At 70.3% G+C, this 22,012-nt stretch carries 24 protein-coding genes; 14 read left to right on the top strand and 10 right to left on the bottom strand.

The window, feature by feature from the left end:
* Nucleotides 1-79: 79 nt before the first annotated feature.
* On the bottom strand, nt 80-502 hold the full coding sequence (mce, locus tag ABZX61_RS52750; protein ID WP_319712687.1) for a methylmalonyl-CoA epimerase: 423 nt from the start codon (nt 500-502) through the stop codon (nt 80-82).
* An 84-nt stretch (nt 503-586) separates the two neighbouring features.
* On the opposite strand from mce, the gene ABZX61_RS52745 reads away from it, so the two are divergent.
* From ABZX61_RS52745 to ABZX61_RS52730, 4 genes are all read left to right on the top strand, one after another.
* Complete coding sequence (locus tag ABZX61_RS52745; RefSeq protein WP_355207337.1) at nt 587-1,774, top strand: acetyl-CoA C-acetyltransferase; 1,188 nt, start codon at nt 587-589, stop codon at nt 1,772-1,774.
* Between the two features lie 99 nt (nt 1,775-1,873).
* Complete coding sequence (locus ABZX61_RS52740; RefSeq protein WP_355207334.1) at nt 1,874-2,302, top strand: hypothetical protein; 429 nt, start codon at nt 1,874-1,876, stop codon at nt 2,300-2,302.
* Nucleotides 2,296-2,517: a helix-turn-helix transcriptional regulator gene (locus tag ABZX61_RS52735; RefSeq protein ID WP_185071396.1), complete on the top strand. Its 222-nt coding sequence runs from the start codon at nt 2,296-2,298 to the stop codon at nt 2,515-2,517. The genes ABZX61_RS52740 and ABZX61_RS52735 overlap by 7 nt, the downstream gene beginning before the upstream one ends.
* Nucleotides 2,518-2,519: 2 nt before the next feature.
* The gene (locus tag ABZX61_RS52730; protein ID WP_355207331.1) at nt 2,520-3,488 is read left to right on the top strand and encodes an NAD(P)-dependent alcohol dehydrogenase; all 969 of its coding nucleotides are present in this window, start codon (nt 2,520-2,522) and stop codon (nt 3,486-3,488) included.
* Nucleotides 3,489-3,649: 161 nt separating this feature from the next.
* Here ABZX61_RS52730 and ABZX61_RS52725 read toward each other — a convergent pair whose 3' ends face one another.
* The 3 genes from ABZX61_RS52725 to ABZX61_RS52715 all read right to left on the bottom strand — a co-directional run bounded on the left by ABZX61_RS52725 (nt 3,650) and on the right by ABZX61_RS52715 (nt 6,069).
* The gene (locus ABZX61_RS52725; protein ID WP_350730062.1) at nt 3,650-3,802 is read right to left on the bottom strand and encodes a hypothetical protein; all 153 of its coding nucleotides are present in this window, start codon (nt 3,800-3,802) and stop codon (nt 3,650-3,652) included.
* Nucleotides 3,803-3,961: 159 nt separating this feature from the next.
* Nucleotides 3,962-4,633, bottom strand: coding sequence for a DUF4230 domain-containing protein (locus ABZX61_RS52720; protein WP_350730063.1), 672 nt, complete (start codon nt 4,631-4,633; stop codon nt 3,962-3,964).
* A gap of 74 nt (nt 4,634-4,707) precedes the next feature.
* Nucleotides 4,708-6,069, bottom strand: coding sequence for a hypothetical protein (locus tag ABZX61_RS52715; protein WP_355207328.1), 1,362 nt, complete (start codon nt 6,067-6,069; stop codon nt 4,708-4,710).
* A gap of 230 nt (nt 6,070-6,299) precedes the next feature.
* Here ABZX61_RS52715 and ABZX61_RS52710 point away from each other — a divergent pair, with 230 nt between their 5' ends.
* Genes ABZX61_RS52710 through ABZX61_RS52695 form a run of 4 tightly spaced genes read left to right on the top strand, consistent with a single transcriptional unit; the run spans nt 6,300 to nt 9,902 of the window.
* Entirely contained in the window at nt 6,300-6,821 is a 522-nt protein-coding gene (locus tag ABZX61_RS52710) for a MarR family transcriptional regulator (protein ID WP_318787341.1), read from the top strand.
* Between the two features lie 35 nt (nt 6,822-6,856).
* Entirely contained in the window at nt 6,857-7,798 is a 942-nt protein-coding gene (locus tag ABZX61_RS52705; protein WP_355207325.1) for a tetratricopeptide repeat protein, read from the top strand.
* A 9-nt stretch (nt 7,799-7,807) separates the two neighbouring features.
* Nucleotides 7,808-8,437 carry a cytidylate kinase-like family protein gene (locus tag ABZX61_RS52700; RefSeq protein ID WP_355207322.1) on the top strand — a complete coding sequence of 210 codons (630 nt, stop codon included), beginning with the start codon at nt 7,808-7,810 and terminating at the stop codon, nt 8,435-8,437.
* A 55-nt stretch (nt 8,438-8,492) separates the two neighbouring features.
* Nucleotides 8,493-9,902: an NAD-dependent malic enzyme gene (locus ABZX61_RS52695; protein WP_350730070.1), complete on the top strand. Its 1,410-nt coding sequence runs from the start codon at nt 8,493-8,495 to the stop codon at nt 9,900-9,902.
* A gap of 608 nt (nt 9,903-10,510) precedes the next feature.
* Here ABZX61_RS52695 and ABZX61_RS52690 read toward each other — a convergent pair.
* From ABZX61_RS52690 to ABZX61_RS52675, 4 genes are read right to left on the bottom strand one after another with little or no spacing between them, the layout of a single operon-like run.
* Nucleotides 10,511-10,990, bottom strand: coding sequence for a hypothetical protein (locus ABZX61_RS52690; RefSeq protein WP_355207319.1), 480 nt, complete (start codon nt 10,988-10,990; stop codon nt 10,511-10,513).
* Nucleotides 10,991-11,026: 36 nt separating this feature from the next.
* The gene (locus ABZX61_RS52685) at nt 11,027-12,583 is read right to left on the bottom strand and encodes a glycerol-3-phosphate dehydrogenase/oxidase (RefSeq protein ID WP_355207317.1); all 1,557 of its coding nucleotides are present in this window, start codon (nt 12,581-12,583) and stop codon (nt 11,027-11,029) included.
* A 17-nt stretch (nt 12,584-12,600) separates the two neighbouring features.
* Nucleotides 12,601-14,073: a glycerol kinase GlpK gene (gene glpK, locus ABZX61_RS52680; protein ID WP_355207314.1), complete on the bottom strand. Its 1,473-nt coding sequence runs from the start codon at nt 14,071-14,073 to the stop codon at nt 12,601-12,603.
* A 56-nt stretch (nt 14,074-14,129) separates the two neighbouring features.
* Nucleotides 14,130-14,882, bottom strand: coding sequence for an IclR family transcriptional regulator (locus ABZX61_RS52675; protein WP_355207311.1), 753 nt, complete (start codon nt 14,880-14,882; stop codon nt 14,130-14,132).
* A gap of 158 nt (nt 14,883-15,040) precedes the next feature.
* Here ABZX61_RS52675 and ABZX61_RS52670 point away from each other — a divergent pair, with 158 nt between their 5' ends.
* A complete protein-coding gene (locus ABZX61_RS52670; RefSeq protein WP_355207309.1) occupies nt 15,041-15,661 on the top strand; it encodes a TetR/AcrR family transcriptional regulator in 621 nt (206 codons plus the stop codon).
* A gap of 1 nt (nt 15,662) precedes the next feature.
* On the opposite strand, the gene ABZX61_RS52665 is transcribed toward ABZX61_RS52670, so the two are convergent.
* Nucleotides 15,663-16,172: a hypothetical protein gene (locus tag ABZX61_RS52665; RefSeq protein WP_350730079.1), complete on the bottom strand. Its 510-nt coding sequence runs from the start codon at nt 16,170-16,172 to the stop codon at nt 15,663-15,665.
* Between the two features lie 111 nt (nt 16,173-16,283).
* Between ABZX61_RS52665 and ABZX61_RS52660 the strand changes: the two genes are divergently transcribed.
* Nucleotides 16,284-16,862: a YqgE/AlgH family protein gene (locus ABZX61_RS52660; RefSeq protein WP_355207305.1), complete on the top strand. Its 579-nt coding sequence runs from the start codon at nt 16,284-16,286 to the stop codon at nt 16,860-16,862.
* Here the strand turns inward: ABZX61_RS52660 and ABZX61_RS52655 are convergent, their stop codons facing one another.
* Complete coding sequence (locus ABZX61_RS52655) at nt 16,863-17,471, bottom strand: TetR family transcriptional regulator (protein ID WP_350730083.1); 609 nt, start codon at nt 17,469-17,471, stop codon at nt 16,863-16,865. It abuts the gene before it with no gap.
* A gap of 159 nt (nt 17,472-17,630) precedes the next feature.
* Here ABZX61_RS52655 and ABZX61_RS52650 point away from each other — a divergent pair, with 159 nt between their 5' ends.
* From ABZX61_RS52650 to ABZX61_RS52635, 4 genes are all read left to right on the top strand, one after another.
* Entirely contained in the window at nt 17,631-19,226 is a 1,596-nt protein-coding gene (locus tag ABZX61_RS52650; protein ID WP_355207302.1) for a DHA2 family efflux MFS transporter permease subunit, read from the top strand.
* Between the two features lie 50 nt (nt 19,227-19,276).
* On the top strand, nt 19,277-19,579 hold the full coding sequence (locus ABZX61_RS52645) for a DUF3039 domain-containing protein (RefSeq protein WP_355207299.1): 303 nt from the start codon (nt 19,277-19,279) through the stop codon (nt 19,577-19,579).
* A gap of 89 nt (nt 19,580-19,668) precedes the next feature.
* Nucleotides 19,669-20,541 carry a zinc metalloprotease gene (locus ABZX61_RS52640; protein WP_355207296.1) on the top strand — a complete coding sequence of 291 codons (873 nt, stop codon included), beginning with the start codon at nt 19,669-19,671 and terminating at the stop codon, nt 20,539-20,541.
* Between the two features lie 25 nt (nt 20,542-20,566).
* Nucleotides 20,567-21,949, top strand: a complete 1,383-nt coding sequence (locus ABZX61_RS52635; protein WP_355207294.1) for an MFS transporter — start codon at nt 20,567-20,569, stop codon at nt 21,947-21,949.
* Nucleotides 21,950-22,012 lie beyond the last annotated feature (63 nt).

Raw genomic sequence — 22,012 nt, 5'->3', positions numbered from 1 at the left:
TGCCACCTGCGAAGCCCCGTCCAACTTTCTGCGTGACTAGTTACATATGAACGTTTTTTAACATTTGTCAGGTCCGGTGTTAGGGCTTGGCCGCCTGCACCAACTCCGTCAGCATTCCTCCCACGTCCTTGGGGTGCAGGAACGCGATCTCGGAGCCCATCGACCCGTGCCTGGGACGCTCGTCCAGGAGCCTCACACCCTTCTCGTTGATCTTAGCCATCGCCTGGGCGACATCGGGAACCCCGAATGCCACATGATGGACGCCCTCACCACGCTTAGCGAGGAATTTTCCCACAGGGGAGTCCTCAGAGAGAGGTTCCAGAAGCTGAATGTAGGAGCCCCCACCTTCGCCGTCGGAGATGCGCAGCATGGCCTCCTTCACACCCTGCTCCTCGTTGACCTCCCTGGCGACCACGGTCAGCTCGAACGTCTCCGAGAAGAACGCGATCTTCTCTTCGATGTCCTTGCACGCGATTCCGATGTGGTCGATCCGCATGAACATATGTGGCCCACCTCCATAGCGAGCGTCCGCCTACTCGTGGGTATGGTGTCAAAGAACCCGACGTGAGCGTAGGAGGCCCCCGTCATGTCCAGTTCCGTCATCGTGGCCGGAGCTCGCACGCCCATCGGCAAGCTCCTGGGATCCCTGTCCGGGCTGGCCGCCGTGGACCTCGGGGGCGTCGCCATCAAGGCCGCGCTGGAGCGTGCCAGGGTCGCGCCGGAGGCCGTCGAGTACGTCATCATGGGCCAGGTCCTGCAGGCCGGCGCGGGCCAGATCCCCTCCCGCCAGGCCGCCGTCAAGGCCGGCATCCCCATGACGGTCCCCTCCGTCACCATCAACAAGGTCTGCCTGTCGGGCCTGGACGCCATCGCGCTGGCCGACCAGCTCATCCGCGCGGGCGAGTTCGACATCGTGGTGGCCGGCGGCATGGAGTCCATGACCAACGCCCCCCACCTCCTGCCCGGCCTGCGCAGGGGCGTCAAGTACGGCGGTTCGCAGGTCGTCGACTCGATGGCCCACGACGGCCTGTTCTGCGCGTTCGACCAGCGCGCGATGGGCGAGTCGACCGAGCACTACAACGCCCGGCTCGGCATCGGCCGGGAGGAGCAGGACGCGCTGTCGGCCCGCTCCCACCAGCTGGCCGCCGCCGCCATCAAGAACGGCCTCTTCGACGAGGAGATCGTCCCGGTGGAGATCCCGCAGCGCCGCGGCGAGCCGCTGATCGTCAAGGAGGACGAGGGCGTACGCGGTGACACCACCCCGGAGACCCTGGCCAAGCTTCGCCCGGCCTTCGCCGCCGACGGCACGATCACGGCCGGCTCCGCCTCGCAGATCTCCGACGGGGCCTGCGCCGTCGTGGTCATGTCGAAGTCGAAGGCCGAGGAGCTGGGCCTGGAGTGGCTGGCGGAGATCGGCAGGCACGGCAACGTCGCGGGCCCGGACGCGTCCCTGCAGTCCCAGCCGGCCAACGCCATCAAGCACGCGCTGTCGAAGCAGGGCGCGACGGCCGGCGACCTGGACCTGGTGGAGATCAACGAGGCCTTCGCCAGCGTGGTCCTGCAGTCCGCCAAGGAGCTGGGCGTGCCGCTGGACAAGGTCAACGTCAACGGGGGCGGCATCGCCCTGGGCCACCCGATCGGGGCCTCGGGCGCGCGGATCGTGCTGACGCTGGCGTACGAGCTGAAGCGCCGGGGCGGCGGCCTGGGCGCGGCCGGGCTCTGCGGCGGCGGCGGCCAGGGTGACGCGCTGATCATCTCGGTCCCCAAGCAGTAGGAGTCTTCGCGGGCCCCGGGGAGAGCCCCGGGGCCCTTCTCGCGCTCGGCGATGTAAAGAATTCTAGACATGAAGTCCGGGATGTTTTACATTCGAGGCATGGCATCCGAAGAGAGACGCGCGTGGATCATGGCCGTGGTCTCGGTCTGCGCGTACGGCACGTACATCGCGGTCATCCTCGGCCGAGCGGGCGGCACCTCCATCGCGGAGGTGCCCTACGCGGCGACGCTGCTGTGGAGCATCGGGGGTGCGATCGCGGCGACGATCGTCCTCGACATAGCGCTCTCGGCGGTCTTCCGCCGAGGCGCCGGGATGAAGGACCAGCGTGACCGCGAGATCTGGCGCTACGGCCAATACGCCGGCCAGTGGTGCCTCGTTCTGGGCGGGCTGGCGGCGTTGTGGATGGCCCTGACCGAGGTCGACTACTTCTGGATCGCGAACGTGATCTACCTGGCGTTCGTGCTCTCGTCGGTGCTGGGGTCCGCGCTGAAGATCGTCGCCTACCGCCGGGGCCTGCCGTCATGGTGAAGTCCACCAAGGTCACGAACTCGATCCGGGCCCTGCGGTTCGCCCGCGGGGAGATGACGCAGGCGGAGCTGGCCGAACGGGTCGGGGTGACCAGGCAGACCATCATCGCCATCGAGCAGGGCCGCTACTCGCCCTCCTTGGAGATGGCGTTCCAGATCGCGCGGGTTTTCGGGGTCCCGCTCGATGACGTGTTCCAGTATCCAGAGGGAGAGTGACCATGAAGGCGATCGTTCAGGACGAGTACGGGCCCGCCGATGTCTTGAAATTTCGGGACATCGAGAAGCCATCGCCCGGTGAGACCGACGTGCTGTTACGCGTGCGCGCGGCCGGGCTCGACATGGGCGTCTGGCACATGATGACCGGCATCCCGTACCTGATGCGTCCGGCGATCGGGCTGCGTAGGCCCAAGGGCCGGCCCGGCACCGACGTCGCGGGGGTCGTCGAGGAGGTCGGCGCGGGCGTGACCCGGTTCCGGCCCGGCGACCGGGTGTTCGGCACGTGCGGCGGCGGGGCCTTCGCCGAGTACGCGTGCGCCCGCGAGGACCGGCTCGCGCCGATCCCGGGCGACCTCGCGTTCGAGCCCGCCGCGGCAGTGCCGACCTCGGCCATCACTGCCCTCCAGGCGCTGCGCGACCAGGCCCGGGTGCGGGCGGGGCAGCGGGTGCTGGTCATCGGCGCGGGCGGGGGAGTGGGGACGTACGCGGTTCAGCTCGCCAAGGCGTCCGGGGCGGAGGTCACGGGCGTGTGCAGCGCGGCGAAGGCGGACCTCGTACGGTCGATCGGCGCGGCCGAGGTCGTCGACTACGCCAGCGAGGACTTCGCGGGCCGGGGGAGCCGCTACGACGTCATCGTCGACACGGCGGGCAACCGCCCGCTGCGCCACCTGCGCCGCGCCCTCACGCCCCGCGGAACGGTGGTCGTCGTCGGCGGCGAACGGGGCGGGCGGTGGCTGGCCGGCACCGACCGCCAGCTCCGGACGGTGCTGCTGGACCCGTTCGCCCGCCAGCGGCTCCGCGTGGTCTTCATGTCGTTCCGGGAGGCCGACCTGCGAGCGGTGGCGGAGCTCGTCGGCTCCGGCCAGGTCACGCCGGTGGTCGATCGGACGTACCCGCTCAGCGAGGTCCCCGAGGCCGTCCGCAGCCTGGAACGGGGACAGGTGCGCGGCAAAGCCGTCATCACCGTCTGAGCCCCGCCGGCCCGGACAGCGCGATGCCCCGGTCCGACCAGGAATGGACCGGGGCTCCGCGATGCAGGGACCCACCAGGATTCGGGTCCCTGACGTCGCCCCCTACGGGGGCTGTTCAGCCCGGCCGCGAGGGAGGGTGCGGCCGGGCTGCTTGTGGACGGTCATGAGGCGAGGAACTTGGCGAAGAGCGAGCGGTTGCGGCGCTCCGGCCGCAGGCTCTTCTGCGCCTCGCGCACCCGCCGCTGCTCGGCCGCGGCGCGGCGGAGCTCGGAGGCGTGGTGCTGCATCACGGTGTACTCGAGTTCGGCGTTCATTGAGGCCCCTTGTGGCTCGTGCTTCTTCCCTGCACTCTTAAGACTCCTCCTAAGGCCCTCCCGGACACATCGGGCGGATGCCTTATCTCCGGACGTAAGGCCAGATAGGAAGGTACTTAGGCAGGCGCACCAGGCGACTAAGGTGCCCGTGAGCCGTCCTTAGGGCTCGTCCGTGAACTTCACCGTGACCTTCGTGAAGCCGAGCGACTTCAGCAGGCCGGTCATCATGGCCTTGGTGTTGGCGTCCGCCCTGGCGCGCAGGTCGCTCGCCACCGCCGCCTCGGTGATCTTCTTCTCCGCCAGCAGATAGAGCTCGCGCTGGTCCCCCGGCGATCCGGACAGGAAGTCCTGCACCCGGTCGAACAGCCCGCGCTGCTGCGCGTACACGTACGAGCGGCTGTTGTCCAGGTTGGGCTTCTCCAGCTGGGAACGGGGCAGGAGCACGGTCGCCTGGGTGCGGTCCTCCGACACCGTCACGGCGTTCCCGGCCAGGCCGGAGAAGTCCACGTACGCGTCCACCCCGCCCGCCCCGACGAACAGCGTGCGGGTGCCCTTGATCGCGTCGGGCAGGAAGTTGGCGTCCTTCTCCAGGTCCACGACCACCTGGAAATTCCCCGTGGCGGCCTCGAAGCGGCTGAGATCCTTGATGGACTGCAGGAGCACCGGCTGACTGCGGTCGATGACCTGTTCGCCGAGCGGGTTGAGCCAGGTCCAGGCCAGGCGGCCGCCCACCACGAGCAGGACCGCCAGGACCAGGAAACCCGCCACGTATCGCCACCTGCGGCGCCGCGCGGTGGTCACCCCGAGCGGCGTCGTACGGGAAGTCGTCATGGGTGCATGACTACCCGTCGGGCGATCATCATTGCCAGCCGTTTGGTGACATCTTGCGATCCATCGGCCGCCGCCTAGCTCAGACCGGCCATGGACGTGCTGGGGGCCGAGTTCGGCGTGCCTTCGCCCTCCGGGTACACGGGGTAGACGTGGCTCGACTCCGGCGTCGGGCGGGCCGACGGCGCCACCTGCGGCCGCACCGCGCCGCCGCCGCCGCCGAAGTACATGCTCGACAGCCCGCAGTTCTGGAAGTCGCTGTAGAACATCCGCAGCCACTCCCTGCGCTGGTGCTCGCTCAGCCACGAGAACCACGACGCCGCGTACTGGTGCTCGGGCAGCGGCCCGCCGGGCAGGGGCTCCCCGCGCAGCCACGCCATCACGATCTCCCGGTAACCGTCCGCGACCGTGCCGGGGCAGCGGGCGGCCAGGGACTCGATGTACTCGTACGCCGCCTCCTCCGCGAACCCCGCGGACAGGTCGGGCACGTGGACGGGCGCCAGGCCGTTCGAGGGCTTCAGCTCCTCCTCCAGCGGCCGCTGCTCCACCCGCGTGAACGCGGCGGGCGTCCCCGCCAGCCGGGAGGCGATCTGCGTGAACGCCGCCCCCAGCTCGGTCAGCCCCGCCCGCATCCCCGGGTGCACGCACACCGTGATCGGCCAGTCCTGGCAGCTGTAGGCGATGTCCACGGCCGCGGCCGGCTTCGGCTGGGCCAGCACCCGCGACACGCCCATCCCGGCCGCCAGCACGGACAGCAGCGCGCACGCCAGCACCAGCGCCTGCCTGGTCACCAGCGCCGCCCAGCCGAGCAGCAGCGCCGCCGTGATGCCGAGCAGCCAGATCGTCTGGTCGAAGAACGGCGCCCCGCTCAACCCCTGGAACAGGTCGTACGGCTCCCCGGTGCCGGGCGCCAGCTTGTCCGCCCAGCCCCGGTCGTCGGCCAGCCACGAGAACAGTCCATAGCAGGCCAGCCCGGCCAGCGGCGGCGTGAACGCCTTGGGCACCACCCAGCCGGCCACCCAGCCGATCACCGAGTAGAGCGCCAGCCCCGCCATGCCCATGCCCAGGCCGGATAGGCTCAGCCGCCCCGACTGGTCGGTGAGCACCGTCTTGACCGCCAACACCAGCACCGTCGCACCGAACGACCCGAGCACCACCACCACGATCGCCAGCGGCGCCTTGAGCGCACGCCACGTCGTGAGCGGGCGCCCGCGCAACGCCCTGCGCTTGCGCAACGCCACCCACGCCGCGAACGCGGCGGCCACCGGCCCGGTCATCCGCAACGAGCCGATGACCGCGGCCACGATGTTCTCCCACGCGTCCACGCCAGGTATCAGGACATTCCACGCCGCCAGCAGCCCGATCGCCAGGAGCACGGCCACCGTGACGGCCGCGCTCTGCTTCAGCTCCTCTCGTGAAATGCCCGCGTGCTCACGCACCCGTTTCCCCGTTGACCTTCATCAAGCACCCCCCGTGCCCCTCGGCAAGGCCGAAGCGAATGAGTCCGGCCTGTCCCCACAGGCCGATGGACTTGGCTTCTGCGTCACCATACGTACGAGAACCATAACTGAGCGTGATGATTGACGTCCGGATTCTTGGTCAAGCGGGGAAGCCTGTCGCTCCAGGTCACCAGACGAACCGGGACGAGGGGCGCGCTACCGTATGCGCTGTGTCGCACCCCAAGCCGCTCAACCTGCCGTTCGACCCCATCGACCGGGCCGCGGAGAGCTGGCGTGCCCACTTCGGGCCCTCCTCCGCCATGGCCGCCGTGACCTCGATCATGAGAGCCCACCAGATCCTGCTGTCGCAGCTCGACTCGCTCCTGAAGCCGTACGACCTGACCTTCGCCCGGTACGAGGCGCTGGTCCTGCTGACGTTCAGCAAGACAGGCGCGCTCCCGCTGTCGAAGATCGGCGAACGGCTCATGGTCCACCCCACCAGCGTCACGAACACGGTGGACAGGCTGGAGAAGTCCGGGTTCGTCTGCCGGCTGCCCAACCCGCGGGACGGGCGCGGCGTGCTCGCCGAGATCACCAAGGCCGGCCGGGACGTCGTGGAGCGGGCCACCCGCGACCTGATGGGCGCCGAGTTCGGCCTGACCATGTACGCCGAGGACGAACTCGACCGGATGTTCACCCAGTTGCGCACCCTCCGGGTGGCGGCGGGCGACTTCCAAGAGGGCGGCGGGTGACTGCGCCGCCCTGGTGATGCGGCAAGATGAAGAGCATGGCGGACTTCTCTAGGCCCGGGTCGCTCTACGGAGCGATTGACCTGGGCGCGCGCAAGCAGGCCCTCGAGGCGCAGGCCCGGCGGGAGGCGGCGGGTCCCCAGGCGGCCGCGTCGGCCTCGATCGTGGACGTGACCGAGGAGACGTTCACGACCGAGGTCATCGACCGCTCGATGACCACGCCCGTGGTCCTCGACCTGTGGTCGCCGCGGGCGCCGGGCAGCGCCCAGCTCAGCCCGGTGCTGGAGAAGGTCGTCGGCGATCTCGGCGGCCGGGCCGTGCTGGCCAAGGTCAACGTCGACTCCAGCCCGCAGATCGCCCAGGCGCTGCGCGTGCAGGCCGTGCCGACCGTGCTGGCCATCTTCCAGGGGCAGGCCGTCACCGGCTTCCAGCAGGTGCTGCCCGAGCAGGAGGTGCGCCGCTGGCTCGACGAGCTGATGGGCGCGGTCGAGCAGTTCTACCAGGCCAACCCCGACGCCCGGCCCACGGCGGCGGAGCCCGGCGAGCAGGAGGCGCCCGCGGGGCCGCCCGCCGACCCCGACCTGGTGGCCGCCGAGCAGGCCATCGACGGCGGCGACCTCGACGCGGCCGCGGCGGCGTACGAGCGGCTGCTGGCCCGCGCGCCGGGCAACGAGGACGCCAAGATGGGCCTGGCCGGCGTCAGCCTCATCAAGCGCACCGAGAGCGCCGACCCCGCCGACGTCCAGCGGCGCCTGCAGGACCCCGCCGACATCGAGGCGCAGCTGCTCGCCGCGGACCTGGAGATGCTGTCCGGCTCGGTCGACGAGGCGTTCAGCCGCATCATCGCCGTGGTCAAGCGCACCTCGGGCGACGAGCGCGACAAGGCCAGGCGCCACCTGCTCGGCTTGTTCGACGCGTTGCCGGCCGACGATCCATCTTTGGCGAAAGCACGTAGAGCTTTGGCGAGCGCTCTGTTCTAACCTGGGTGTATGCGGGTCGTCACCATATCCGCGACATACGGCACGGCCGGTAGCCAGATCGGCCCGGCCGTCGCGGAGCGCCTCGGCGTGCCCTTCGTCGACCGCGCCATCCCCAGCGCGGTCGCCCAGGAGCTGGGCTGCACGCTGGAGGAGGCGCTCGCGCACGACGACCGGGCCGAGCACGGCCTCGGGCGGCTGCTCTCGGGAGCGATGCGATTGCCGACCGTCACGTTCGGCGGCGTCGACATGTACGTGCCCGGCGCGATGCCGTACGCGCCGGAGGAGTTCGTCCGCCGTACCGAACGCATGCTCAAGGACATGGCCTGCGATCAGGGCGGGGTGTTCCTCGGCCGGGCGGGGGCCGTGGTGCTGGCCGACCACCCGGGCGCGCTCCACGTCCGGCTCGACGCGCCGATCCAGCGCAGGATCCGGCAGACGGCCACGCTGTCGGGGATGAACGAGCGCGAGGCCCGCCGGGTCATCGAGGACAACGACCGTGCCCGGATGGCCTACGTACGGCACTTTTATCGGGCGGATCCGACGGATTCCTGTCAATATCATCTGGTCGTCGACAGCACCACAATCCCCGTTCCCACCTGCGTCGAGCTCATCGTCACAGCGGCCGAGGCACTGGATTGACCTGGCGCCCCCTATCATGGGGGAATTCTTGGTCAGTCCCGAAGGAGCGATTGACGTGGCGACCGTCCCGAGTGTGTCGTACTCCATCACCGTGCGTCTCGAGGTGCCGGCCGGCGGCAAGGCCGTCAGCCAGCTCACCCACGCCGTAGAGTCGGCCGGGGGCGTGGTCACAGCCCTCGACGTCACCAACGCGGGCCATGAGAAGCTCCGCATCGACGTGACCTGCGCGGCCAGGGACACCGACCACGCCCAGGCCATCGTCGACCAGCTCGAGGCGGTCGAGGGCGTCGTCATCCACAAGGTGTCCGACCGCACGTTCCTCATGCATCTCGGCGGCAAGATCGAGATGAAGTCCAAGGTGCCGCTGCGCAACCGCGACGAGCTGTCCATGGCCTACACCCCGGGTGTGGCGCGCGTGTCGATGGCCATCGCGCGCAACAAGGAGGACGCCCGGCGCCTGACCATCAAGCGCAACACGGTGGCCGTCGTCACCGACGGCTCGGCCGTGCTGGGCCTGGGCAACATCGGCCCCGAGGCCGCGCTGCCGGTCATGGAGGGCAAGGCGGCGCTGTTCAAACGCTTCGCGGGCATCGACGCCTGGCCGATCTGCCTCGACACGCAGGACGTCGACGAGATCGTCCGCACGGTGCAGGTGATCGCGCCCGGGTTCGGCGGGATCAACCTGGAGGACATCGGCGCGCCGCGCTGCTTCGAGGTGGAGCGGCGGCTGCGCGAGCTGCTCGACATCCCCGTCTTCCACGACGACCAGCACGGCACGGCGATCTGCGTGCTCGCGGCGCTCACCAACGCGCTGCGGGTGGTCGACAAGGACATCGCGACCGTCAAGATCACTATGGCGGGCGCGGGCGCGGCCGGCAACGCGGTGCTGCGCCTGCTGCTGGCCGCCGGCGCGCGCAACGTGGTCGTCTGCGACTACCTGGGCGCCGTTCACCGCGGGCGTGACGACCTCGACGAGTCGCTGCAGTGGATCGCCGACCACACCAACGCCGAGGGCTACGCGGGCGACCTGCGGGGAGCGGTCAAGGACGCCGACGTCTTCGTCGGCGTCTCGGCGCCGGGCATCCTGACGGGCGACGACATCGCGACGATGGCCAAGGACGCGGTGGTGTTCGCGCTGGCCAACCCGGAGCCCGAGGTGTCGCCAGACGACGCGCGCGAGCACGCGGCCGTGGTGGCCACGGGGCGCTCCGACTACCCCAACCAGATCAACAACGTGCTGGCCTTCCCGGGCGTCTTCCGGGGGCTGCTGGACGCGCAGGCCAACGGGGTGACGCAGGAGATGCTGCTGGCCGCGGCCGGCGCCCTCGCCGCCGTCGTCACGCCGGAGGAGCTGGGCCCCAACTACATCGTCCCCAGCGTCTTCCACCCCGACGTGGCGGGCGCCGTGGCGGCCGCGGTGCGCGAGTCGGCGGGCGGCCGGGCGCGCGGCTTCACCGAGGCATAACAAGCATCGTTTTTTACGGCGGACCACGGGCGGCGCCAACCGCCGCCCGTGGCGTGAGAAGCATCGTTTTTTACGGCGGAGCACGGGCGGCGCCGACCGCCGCCGGTGGCTGAGGGCCTCCAGGGGGACGGCCGCTGACCCGCACGTGGCCGGCCGCCGCTACGGCGATCCTTTGACCGGCTCCGTGGGCCCCCGCCCGTCCCGCCGCCGTGCTCCTTGCGTGGGGTTCCACCGTGCGCCCGTCCCGCCGTCCGCGTTGCGCCGGGTTCCGCCGCGCGGCTGCTCGCCGCACCGGCGCTCGTGGGGTGCTGGCTGTGTCGGCGCCTGCGACGTGGGTGGCTGGTGGGCGTCGTAGGGCACGTGAGCCCGTCAGCGGCGCCTCGGTCCAGTGGTGGCTGGTGGTCGCGTTCGTCCGGTGGTGGCGCCTGTGCGGTGGTCGTGCCCGCGCGGTGGTGGCGCCTGTGCGGTGGTCGCGCCCGTCCAGTGGTGCCGCCCGTCCGAGTGTGCCGTTCGTCCGGTGTGGCCCGGCCGTTTGACGGTGGCGCCCGTGTGGTGGTTTGCCCGTCCGGTGGTGTGCCCGTTTCGAGGGGTGTTCGTCCGGTGGGGTGTCAGGCGGGTTGAGTGGTTATGGCTGGGATGAGGTGGTAGCTCTCCTGGAAGACGAGGTTGTGGGCGTCGCCGGCGGCGATCGCGCGTAGCGTGTCGAGCTGGGCCTCGGCGTCCGCACGGCCGAAGACGTTCAGCGGCCAGTCCCCGACCGTGTTGCCCCGCAAATGCGGGTGGTGGAAGTCGCAGCCGTAGTGGGCGACGATCGCGATCGGCTGGTTGTGGGTGGCGCGCTGTTCCGGCCACGTCAGCGACCACATCGCGTTGAGCCCGCCCTCGCGCGACCGGGTGACCCCGCTGGCCACCACCTCACCGGTGCCGAGCAGCAGGTCGGCGTTGAGCTCGTCGAGGGCTCTGCGTGCCACCGGGTCGAGCAGCTCGGCCGCCGTGACGAAAACGTGTTCCTTGTCCTCCCGCGTGACGGCCCCTCCGTGGTCGCCGTCACGCAGGTCGCGGAAGTGCCTGAGCAGGGCTTCGTTCATCGGAGTGCACATGACTACCCCCTGCCCAGATCCGGGTCAGGTGAGCAGGGCGGCGATGCGATCGCGCACGTCAGGTGTGTCGAGCCCGCGTACCGTCAGCGTCGTGCGGCGGCGTACGACGTCGTCCACCGTGGCCGCCCACTCGCGGTCGCGCGCGTAGACCGCCTGGGCCCAGATGTCGGGGCCGTCCGGGTGGATGCGCTCGCCGAGGGCGGGGTCCTCGCGGATGAGCCGGGCCAGGTCGAAGGCGATCGACCCGTAGTGCGTGGCCAGGTGCCTGGCCACCAGCGGATCCATGCGCGCGCCCGGGTCGCGGTCGGTCCACAGCCGCAGGGCCACCGCGTCGGGGCTGGCCAGGCCCGGCAGGGGTACGGCGGGCAGGATGTCGGCCAGGTCGTCGCCCAGGGGCCGGCCGGGCAGGTGGGCGAGCGTGTCGAGGACGTGCCTGCCGATGTGGCGGTAGGTGGTCCACTTGCCGCCCGCGACCGAGAGCATGCCGCCCGCCCCCCTGGTCACCACGGTCTCCCGCTTCGCGGCCGTCACCTGCCCCGGGCCGCCGGGCAGGACGCGCAGCCCGGCGAAGGCGTAGGTGATGTCCTCGCGGCTGAGCTGGGCGTCGCGTACGGCGTGGCCGGCCTCGTCGAGGATCTGCGCGATGTCGGCCTCGGTGGCGCGCACCCCGCCCGGATCGCCCTCGTACGCCTCGTCCGTGGTGCCGAGCAGCAGGTGGTCCTCCCACGGGATGGCGAACGACACGCGGTACTTGTCGATCGGCGTGGTCAGCGCCGCCTTCCACGGTTCGTGGCGGCGCAGCACCAGGTGGGCGCCCTTGGACAGCCGGATGCTCGGCGCGGCGTCCGGGTCCTCCATGCGCCGCAGGTGGTCCACCCAGGGCCCGGTGGCGTTCAGGACGAGCCGGGCGGAGACCCCGAACTCGGCCCCGTCGAGCCGGTCGCGCAGGTCGGCCCCCGTGACCGTGCCGCCCGTCTTGCGCAGCCCGACGACCTCGGCGTGGTTGAGCACGACCGCGCCCGCGTCCGCGGCGGCCCGTACGGTCATGACCGCGACGCGGCTGTCGTTCATCTGGTGGTCGCCGTAGACGGCGGCCGCCCGCAGCCCCTCGGTACGCAGCGCGGGCACCTTGGCCAGCGCCTGGTGGGGCGTGATCACCTTGCCCATGCCGTCGCCGAACACCGACAGCGCCGAATACAGGAACACCCCCGCGCCCAGCTTGGCCGCCCCGTGCGGCCCGCCCTTGTAGATCGGCACCAGGAACGTCAGCGGCTTGACCAGGTGCGGCGCGATGTCGGCGGCCAGAGCGCGGCGCTCGCGGTGGTTCTCGGCGACCAGCCGGACGTTGCCGGTCTGCAGGTAACGCAGGCCCCCGTGGACGAGCTTGGAAGAGGCGCTGGAGGTCGCGCCGGCGAAGTCGCCCGCGTCGACCATCGCCACCCGCAGCCCGGCCTGCGCGGCCATCCAGGTCACGGAGGTGCCGAGGATGCCGCCGCCGATCACGAGCAGGTCGTAGGCGGTGCGCGAGAGCTCCTCACGGGTCTGCGCGCGGTCTGCGGCGGTCGTCGTCGTCATTGCCATGCTCCCTACCTGTTGACCTACTGCTCGACCCAGTCGAGGGTCCGGGCCACGGCCTTCTTCCAGTTGCGGTATTCGTGCTCGCGCGCGGCCTCGTCGATGGCCGGGCGCCACTCGGCGGCCTTGTGCCAGTTGGCGCGCAGGCTGTCGACGTCGGGCCAGTAGCCGGTCGCCAGCCCGGCGGCGTAGGCGGCGCCCAGGGCGGTGGTCTCGGCCACCATGGGCCGGATCACCGGCACCGCGAGGACGTCGGCGAGGGTCTGCATGAGCAGGTTGTTCGCGGTCATGCCGCCGTCGGCGCGCAGCGTGGTCAGGTCGAGCCCGGAGTCGGCGTTCATCGCGTCGACCACCTCGCGGGTCTGCCACGCCGTGGCCTCCAGCACGGCCCGCGCGATGTGCCCCTTGGTGACGAACCCGGTCAGCCCCGCGATCACGCCGCGCGCGTCCGAGCGCCAGTGCGGCGCGAACAGCCCCGAGAAGGCCGGTACGAAGTAGCACCCGCCGTTGTCGTCGACCGTCCTGGCCAGCGTCTCGATCTCGGCCGCGCTGGAGATCAGGCCCAGGTTGTCACGCAGCCACTGCACCAGCGAGCCGGTGACCGCGATCGCGCCCTCCAGCGCGTACGTGGCCGGGCCCTCGCCGATCTGGTAGCCGACCGTGGTCAGCAGGCCGTGCTTGGAGACGACGGGCTCGTGGCCGGTGTTCATCAGCAGGAAGCTGCCGGAGCCGTAGGTGCTCTTGGTCTCGCCGGGCGCGAAGCACGTCTGGCCGAACAGCGCCGCCTGCTGGTCGCCGAGCGCCGAGGCGACGGGGACGCCCGCCGCGGTGCGGCCGTAGACCTCGGCGGACGGGCGGATCTCCGGCAGCATCGCGCGGGGCACGCCCAGCGCGTCGAGCAACTCGTCGTCCCAGGCCAGCGTGTGGATGTTCATCAGCATCGTACGGCTGGCGTTGGTCACGTCGGTGACGTGGCGGCCGGTGAGGTTCCACAGCAGCCAGCTGTCCATCGTCCCGAACAGCACCTCGCCGCGCTCGGCCCGCTCCCGCAGCTCGTAGGCGTCCAGCAGCCAGCGGATCTTCGGCCCGGAGAAGTACGTCGCCAGCGGCAGCCCGGCCTTCTCCTTGAACAGCCCCTCGTGCTCGGCCAGCGCCCGGGTCAGCTGATCCGTGCGGGTGTCCTGCCAGACGACGGCGGGGCAGACGGGCCGGCCGGTGGCCCGCTCCCACAGCACGGTGGTCTCGCGCTGGTTGGTGATGCCCAGCGCGGCGATCTGGCCGTCCTCGATGCCGGCGCCGCTGACGGCCTCGGCCAGCACGCCCTGCACGGCCTGCCAGATCTCGGCCGCGTCGTGCTCGACCCAGCCGGGCTTGGGGAAGATCTGGCGGTGCTCGCGCTGGGCGACGGAGATGATGTTGCCGGCCTGGTCGAAGACGATGCAGCGGCTGGAGGTGGTGCCCTGGTCGATGGCGGCGACGTATTGAGTTCGAGGCACGGGGTTCCTCGCTTGGTTCTGGTTCGGCAATGCCGAACGAATGCTATTTCGTGGTCTTAGGGATGTTCAAGTGAGCGGGTGATCGCGCGGGCGGCGTCCCGTACGTACGAGACGAACTCCATGTGCAGGGCGCCGTCGGGGGCCAGCCGCTCGAGGGCGCCGCGGATGCCGATGGCGCCCACCACCAGGCCGCGCGGGTCCTTGATGGGCGCGGCGATGGCCACCTCGCCCTCGGTGAGTTCCTCCGTCTCGGAGGCCCAGCCGCGCGTCCTGACCAGGCCGAGCTCCTTCTCCAGCGCCGCGGGGTCGACGATCGTGTTCTTCGTGTACGGCTGCAGCGGCGGCGCGGGCGGCTCGCCGTACGGGTCGTGGGCGAGCAGGACCTTGCCGAGCGCGCTGGCATGGGTCGGCAGGTATGTGCCCACCTGGAGCGTCTGCATGCTGTCGTCGGGCCGGAACACGTGGTGGATCACCAGCACGTGGCCCTCGTGGAGGGTGCCGATCCAGGCGCTCTCCCTGCTGCGCCCCGCGAGGGCGTCGGCCCAGTTGATGGCGCGGGTGCGCAGCTCGTTGACGTCGAGATAGCTGCTGCCGAGATGGAGCAGCGTGGCGCCGAGCCGGTATTTCCCGCTCGCCGGGTCCTGCTCGACGAACCCGACGTGGACCAGCGTGCGCAGGATGCCGTGCAGCGTGCCCTTGGGCAGGCCCAGCGCCCTGGCCAGCTCGGCCACCCCGAGCTGGCGCGGCCCCGAGGCCAGCAGCCTCAGGATCGCGGCCGCCCGCTCGACCGACTGAATCGTCTCTCCCACAGCCGCACCATAGCGCAGATTCGTTCGGTATTGCCGAACGGTCGAAGGGATGGAACCGATCTTCGCATGGCCGCGTCCAGAAGGTGGGGGAAATGCGCCGTCAGTCCTTAATGGGATGACAGTTCCGTTAAAATGGAACGTTGCGACAAGGAGCGTAGATGGACCAACCTTCCCGTTCGGCGGGAACCGTGCGGCCAGGGGGCCGCACGGCGCGGGTGCGCGCGGCCGTCATGGAGGCCACGCAGGACGAGCTGGTCGAGCACGGCTTCCATGGCCTGACCATGGACCAGGTGGCGGCCAGGGCGGGTGTCGGCAAGACCACGGTCTACCGGCGCTGGGGGAGCAGGGCGGGCCTGGTCACCGATCTCATGACCGAGCTGGCCAACCAGTCCACGCCCCATGCCGACACGGGCGGCGTCGAGGCCGACCTGCGGGCCAACGCGCTGTCCGTACTGGGGGCGATCAACGACGGGCGGCTCGGCGCCACGTTCCAGGCGGTGATCGCCGCCGCCACCAGCGACGAGCAGGCCGCCGGCGCGCTGCGCGCCTTCTACCTGCGCAGGATCGCGGAGTGGGCCAACGTCGTGGACCTGGCGGTCAAGCGGGGTGAACTACCCGCGGGCACCGACGGCGCGGAGGTGATCCGCGCGATCTCCGCCCCGCTCTACTACCGGCTGGTGGTCACCAGGGAGCCGGTGACCGAGCAGGACGCGGAACGGTCCGTGGCGCGCACGCTGGCCGCCGCCAGGTCCGGCGCGTTCGTCGTGGAAGAGCCCTAGCTCATGGGGTCGAACGCGGCCAGATGGAGCCGTACCACCACAGGATGCCCCCCACCACGATCAGGCCGCCCGCCGTCGCCAGCTTGCCCATGAGGTCGGCGGGCGGGCCGGTGAAGGGCAGGTTGTCCAGGTGGTGGCCCCAGGGGCAGTCGTTCTTGACGCGGCTGGAGTCGACGAGCGTTTCCCGCTGCGGGTCACCCAGCGAGTACGCCTCCACGTCCGCGGTGCTGCCCTTGGGCACCGGCACCTGCTTGACGATCGACTTGTGGGCCGGGATGGCCCCCTTCGCCACGCTGACCCCGTCGGCCTGGACGTCGAAGCGGGCGGCCTCCTGGGTCAGGTTGTGCAGGGTGACGTGCGCGCGCCCCGAACGGCAGTGGACGTCGTCCACCGTCATCGTGAACGGGTCGCCGTGATCCTCATGCCAGGGCCACGCCTGCGCGCTCTGGGGGAGGAACAGAACCGCACAGACCGGTAGTGCGGCCAGCACGAGACGTGTCCTGATATGCATGAGCTCCCCCCAACGAGTGATCTTTGCTACAGAAGGTGCCCAAGTGACCACGAAAAGTAACATCGACGCACTGGGGGAGCGCGAGCCTCGCGAACCCTTCATGATGGAGGTATGGCGGAAGCGATCTACGTCGGCGGTTTGTTGGTGGCGACGCCGCTTCTCGACGACCCCAACTTCCGGCGTAGCGTCGTGCTGATCCTCGAACACGACCACGACGGCGGCACCCTGGGGGTGGTGCTCAACCGGCCGAGCGACATCTCCGTGACCCAGGTGCTGCCCGTGTGGGATCCGCTGGTGACCGGGCCCTCCGTGCTCTTCGAGGGCGGGCCCGTGCAGACGGACAGCGCGCTCGCGCTGGCGGCGGTCCCCAGCGGCGAGGAGCCGCTCGGCTGGCGCAGGCTGCACGCGGGCACCCCGGCCGTCTCCAGCCTCGGGACGGTGGACCTGGACGCGCCGCCCGAGATCCTTCAGGGGGAGATCGCGCAGATGCGCATCTTCGCGGGGTACGCGGGCTGGTCGTCGGGCCAGCTGGAGAGCGAGATCGCCGAAGGCGCCTGGTACGTGGTCGACTCGGAGGCTGGCGACACCTTCCACGCCGATCCCCGCGCGCTCTGGCGGCACGTGCTGCGGCGGCAGCCCGGCGAGCTGGCCTTCGTGGCGACCTGCCCGGACGACCCGACGATGAACTGACTAGCGGTCCCAGCCGGGCCGCAGCGAGCGCTCGGCCAGCTCGATCGTCTCCGCCATCCGCTGCGTGATCTCCGGCAGGCCGCTGTCGCGGCGCGGGCACTCGAAGCCGACGCGCAGGGTGCAGGCGGCGAACGCCACGATCAAGGGCGTGAGCATGTCCTCGTCGGGGTCCACGCCCCTGCGTGCGGCGATCACCTCGATGAGGCGGCGCTCGGTCGCCGCGCCCCTGGCCACGGACATGCCCACCAGCCTCGGGTGGTCCTCCATGAGCCGCCGCAGCTTCAGGAACCTCGCCCTGTCCTCGCCCGTTGAACCCTCCAGGTCGCCGACGACCGCGCGCATGGCGTGCATGAGCGAGGTGAAGGACGACTCATCTTCCGGGCGGGACGCCAGCGTCTCGAGCATGATCTCCTCGCCGTGGTCGTGGTGCCACAGCGCCAGGTGATCCTTGCTGTTGAAGTAGCGGAAGAAGGTGCGCGGGGAGATTTCGACGGCCCCCGCGATCTGCTCCACCGTGGTCGACTCGTATCCTTGTTCGAGGAACAGGTCGAGCGCGGCGTCGAGGATCGCCAGGCGCGTCTTCTCCTTCTTGCGTTCCCGTAGACCCACAGCAGTCACTCCCTCGAAACCTTTCTGTCACAGTGTGCCATAAGTCATACGACGACGAATAAAACTCGTTTGTCATTAGTCAGCGACTGTCATAGATTACCTGAGGCTTACGAGATCTATGCCCCGGTATGGGGCGGTTCGTGTACTTAGGGGGACTTCATGGCTCACGCGAAGGCGGTGGATGCGCCGTCATCGCACGGCCCGGTGAAAACGGGGACCGGCGGCAATCCTTGGCTCGTGCTGCTGGCGGTCAGCTTGGGCGTCATCATGGTCATGCTCGACGGCACGGTCGTGGGCATCGCCAACCCGTCGATCCAGGCCGACCTCAAGGCCTCGCTGTCCGACCTGCAGTGGGTGACCAGCGGTTACCTGCTGGCCCTGGCGGTGTTCCTGATCACCGCCGGCAAGCTCGGCGACCTGTTCGGGCACAAGCGGGTCTTCCTGATCGGCGTGGCGGGGTTCGCCATCTCCTCGGTGGGCATCGGACTCAGCGCCGAGCTGGCCGACATCATTCCCGGCCTCTCCCCGGTGGGCGCGCTGATCGCCCTGCGGGTGCTGCAGGGCCTGTTCGGCGCGCTGCTCCAGCCAGCCGCCCTGGCGCTGCTGCGTGGAGCGTTCCCGGGTGAGAAGCTCAACCAGGCCATGGGCGCCTGGGGTGCGATCATCGGCCTGTCCAGCGCCGCCGGCCCGATCGTGGGCGGCCTCCTGGTCGAGAACGCGAGCTGGGAGACGGTCTTCTTCATCAACGCCCCCGTCGGCCTCGCCGCCCTCGTCCTCGGCACCATCCTGATCAAGGACAACCGCGCGCAGACGCTGGCGCGGATCGACTGGCTCGGCGTGCTGCTGCTGTCCGGCGCGATGTTCTCGCTCGTCTGGACGATCATCAAGGCTCCGGAGTGGGGCTGGGGCGACAGCACGACGCTGACCTTCGCGGGCCTGTTCGTGGTGCTGATCGGCGCGTTCATCTTCTGGCAGAGCAGGGCGAGCCAGCCGCTGGTGCCGCTGTCGCTGTTCAAGAACGCCTCGATCTCCATCGGCACCGTGCTGATGATGATGGTCGCGTTCGCCATGTTCGGCGCGATGTTCTTCCTCGGCTTCTTCTTCCAGGGTGTGCACGGCCTGTCCCCGCTGGAGGCCGGCCTGCGCATGCTGCCGATGAGTGCCGGCATGATCGTCGCCTCGCCGCTGGCGGGCATGGCGATCGGCAGGCTGGGGCCGAAGATCACGATGGCCACGGGCCTGCTGATCACCGCGTTCTCGATGTTCCTCATGTCCCAGCTCAGCATCGACGCGTCGTTCATCGAGAGCGGCATCCCGTTCCTGCTGCTGGCCTTCGGCATGTCGCCGGTGTTCGTGGGCGCCACGGAGATCATCGTGGGCAACGCCCCGGTGAATCTGACCGGCGTCGCGGGTGGCGTGCAGCAGTCGGCCATGCAGGTCGGCGGCGCGCTCGGCACCGCGATCCTGGGCGCCGTGATGGCCGGCGAGATCTCCGACAAGCTGCCCGGCTACCTCGGCCCGGCGGCCCAGGCCATCCCGCCCGCCCAGCTGACGGGGCTGGAGAAGGCCGCCGCGTTCGGCACCGTCCCGCCCGGCGTGCCGCAGCAGATCGGCGACGCCGTGCACAACGCCTTCATGGACGGCATGCACGTGGCCTTCCTGGTCAGCACCGGCATCGCGGTGCTGACGGCCGTACTGACGCTGTTCGTCAAGGCCGGCAGGAAGACCGAGGGCGCGCCCGTCCACATGGGCTGAGCCTGATTCCACGTACGGCCCCCGCCACGCGGCGGGGGCCGTATCGCTATATGGGGGACCTGGTCGTCGTCGGGCATAAACTCTGTGGGGTGAGCACGACGAAGATCCTCCCAGAGCAGGAGACCACGCCCCGGACGTCGCACGGCGACGGCGATCACGAGCGGTTCGCCCACTACGCGGACAAGCACAAGATCACGGAGAGCATGGTCACGGGCACGCCCATCCGGGCGCTGTGCGGCAAGGTCTGGGTGCCCAGCCGCGATCCGAAGAAATATCCGGTATGCCCGGAGTGCAAGGAGATCTACGAGGGCCTGCCCCCGGGTGGCGGCGACGGCGGCGACAACAAGCAGTGAGTGTTGCTGACCGGTAATCTCCCCAGGTCAAGCTACGGTCGGTAGCCAGACCGGCTCGATACGTAGTGGGGGATTGCATGGTCCGGCGCGTGACCGCCGTCTCGTTGGCATGTCTGCTCGCGGTCGGGTTCACGCCGCCGCTCCGTACCGAGGCGGCGCAGGTGTCGCGTTGCGCGGGCCACGTCCCCCGCAGGACGGGGCCGCGCTCGCCCAAGCCCGAAGACGTGGCCAAGGTCCTCGTCGAGCTGGGCAAGCGGCTCGCCGGCGTGACGACGCCCACCCAGGTCACCGTGCCCACGCGCGTGCACGTCATCACGCGCGGTGAGCGCAAGGTGACCGACGACGACGTCAAGGCCCAGATCGACGCGCTCAACTCCGCGTACGGCGGCACCTACGGCGGCGTCGACACCGGCGTGCGCTTCCGCCTGGACGGCGTCTCGGTCACCGACAACGCCCTGTGGTTCAACGACCCCGTCGGCAACGAGCGGCCGATGAAGGTGGCGCTGCACCAGGGCGGCGCCGACACGCTCAACCTCTACATCGCCCAGCTCAGCGAGCAGATGCTGGGCTTCGCCAGCTACCCGTACTGGTATGACGAGACGCCCAGGCTGGACGGCGTCGTGATCGACTGGCGCAGCCTGCCCGGTGGCGCGATGACCAACTACAACCGCGGCTTCACCGGCGTGCACGAGATCGGGCACTGGCTCGGCCTCTTCCACACGTTCGAGAACGGCTGCGAGCTGCCCGGCGACGGCATCGCCGACACCCCGATGGAGGCCCGGCCGACCGAGGCCTGCCCGGCGGGCAAGGACAGCTGCGCGCAGCACCCCGGCCTGGATCCGGCGCACAACTTCATGGACTACGCGCACGACAAGTGCATGTCGGAGTTCACCGCGGGGCAGGCGGAGCGCATGCATCAGATGTGGGCGGTGTACCGGAACGCGACCACCCCGGCAGCCTAGATTTCCGGCAAATTACGATATGTAGGTGACAGGTCCAAAGGCACTCGACACTCCCTACGAATCCACCCGCATCCTCAGCCCCGAATACCGCGTCGCGACAGTCGGTATCGTGCTGACGATCACCCTGGTCGCCTTCGAGGGCATGTCCGTCGGGGTCGTCATGCCGGCGGTGGCCCACGAGCTGAACGCCCTCGACCTGTACGGGATCAGTTTCTCCGCCTTCCTCATCGCCAGCCTCTTCGCGAACGTGGTGGCGGGCCTCTGGTCGGACCGCCGCGGCTACCAGTTGCCGTTCCTGTCAGGGGTGGTGCTGTTCGTGGCGGGGATGGCACTGGCCGGGGCGGCGCACTCGGCGGGGATGTTCCTCGTGGCGCGGGCCGTGCAGGGGCTGGGCGCGGGCGCCTCGATCGTGGCGCTGCTCGTGATGATCGCGCGGGTCTATCCGGAGGCCCTGCGGCCCAAGGTCTTCGCGGCCGTCTCCGCGGCCTGGGTGGTGCCCGCCATGGTGGGGCCGGCCGTGGCCGGGTTCGTGGCCGTGCAGTGGGGCTGGCGGTACGTCTTCTACGGGATCATCCCGCTGGTCGTGCCCGCGCTGGTGATGCTCGTGCCCGCGCTGCGCATGCCGTCCTCCTCCCATGAGCCGTCCACCGGCCCGCGCTCCAGGCCGGTCGCGATGACGCTGGCCGCCACCGCCACGGCGGGCGGGGCCGGGGCGCTGCTGCAGGGCGTGGACCTCCTGCACAGGCGCCCCGTGGTCGGGGCGCTGGAGGCCGTCGCGGGCCTGGCGTTCCTGGTCTACGGGCTGTACCGGCTGCTGCCTCCCGACGCGCTGCGGTTCGCGCGCGGGCTGCCCACGACCGTGCTGATGCGGGGCTTCTTCTCGGCCGCCTTCTTCGGGGTGAACTCCTTCATCCCGCTCGCGCTGCAGGAGGTGAAGTCCTTCGACCTCAAGCTCGCGGGGATCGCGCTGACGACCGGGGCGCTGGGGTGGTCCGCGGGGTCGTTCCTGCAGAGCAGGCGGGAGGGGGAGGCGTACAGGCGGATCCGGCTGGGGGCGGGGTGCGTCACCGTCTCGATCCTGATCTGCATGCTGTGCGTCGTTCCCGGGGTGACCGGCTGGGTCGCGGTGCCCGCGTGGATCGTGGCCGGGTTCGGGATGGGGTTCGGCATGACCACGGTCAGCGTCACCGCGTTGCGGCAGTCCCCTCTGAACGAGCAGGGGGCGAACTCCGCCGCCCTGTCGGTCACGGACATGCTCGGGTCCGCCCTGGCGATCGGGGTCGGGGGCGCGCTGGTCAATCTGATCGGTCACGCCCCGGACGAGATCGCCACCGGGTTCGTCGTGATCTCGTTCCTCATGGCCGCCGTCGCCCTCGGCGCCACGCTCCTCGCCGGACGCACCCGCTGATTTCCGCCCCTCCTGTCACACCGATCACGGTTCTCCTGACCATCGCCGCGCGAGGTGATAGGA

The sequence above is a fragment of the Nonomuraea sp. NPDC003709 genome (assembly GCF_040610775.1).
Classification (GTDB): Bacteria; Actinomycetota; Actinomycetes; order Streptosporangiales; family Streptosporangiaceae; genus Nonomuraea; species Nonomuraea angiospora_A.
This window is presented reverse-complemented; position numbering and strand designations above follow the sequence as displayed.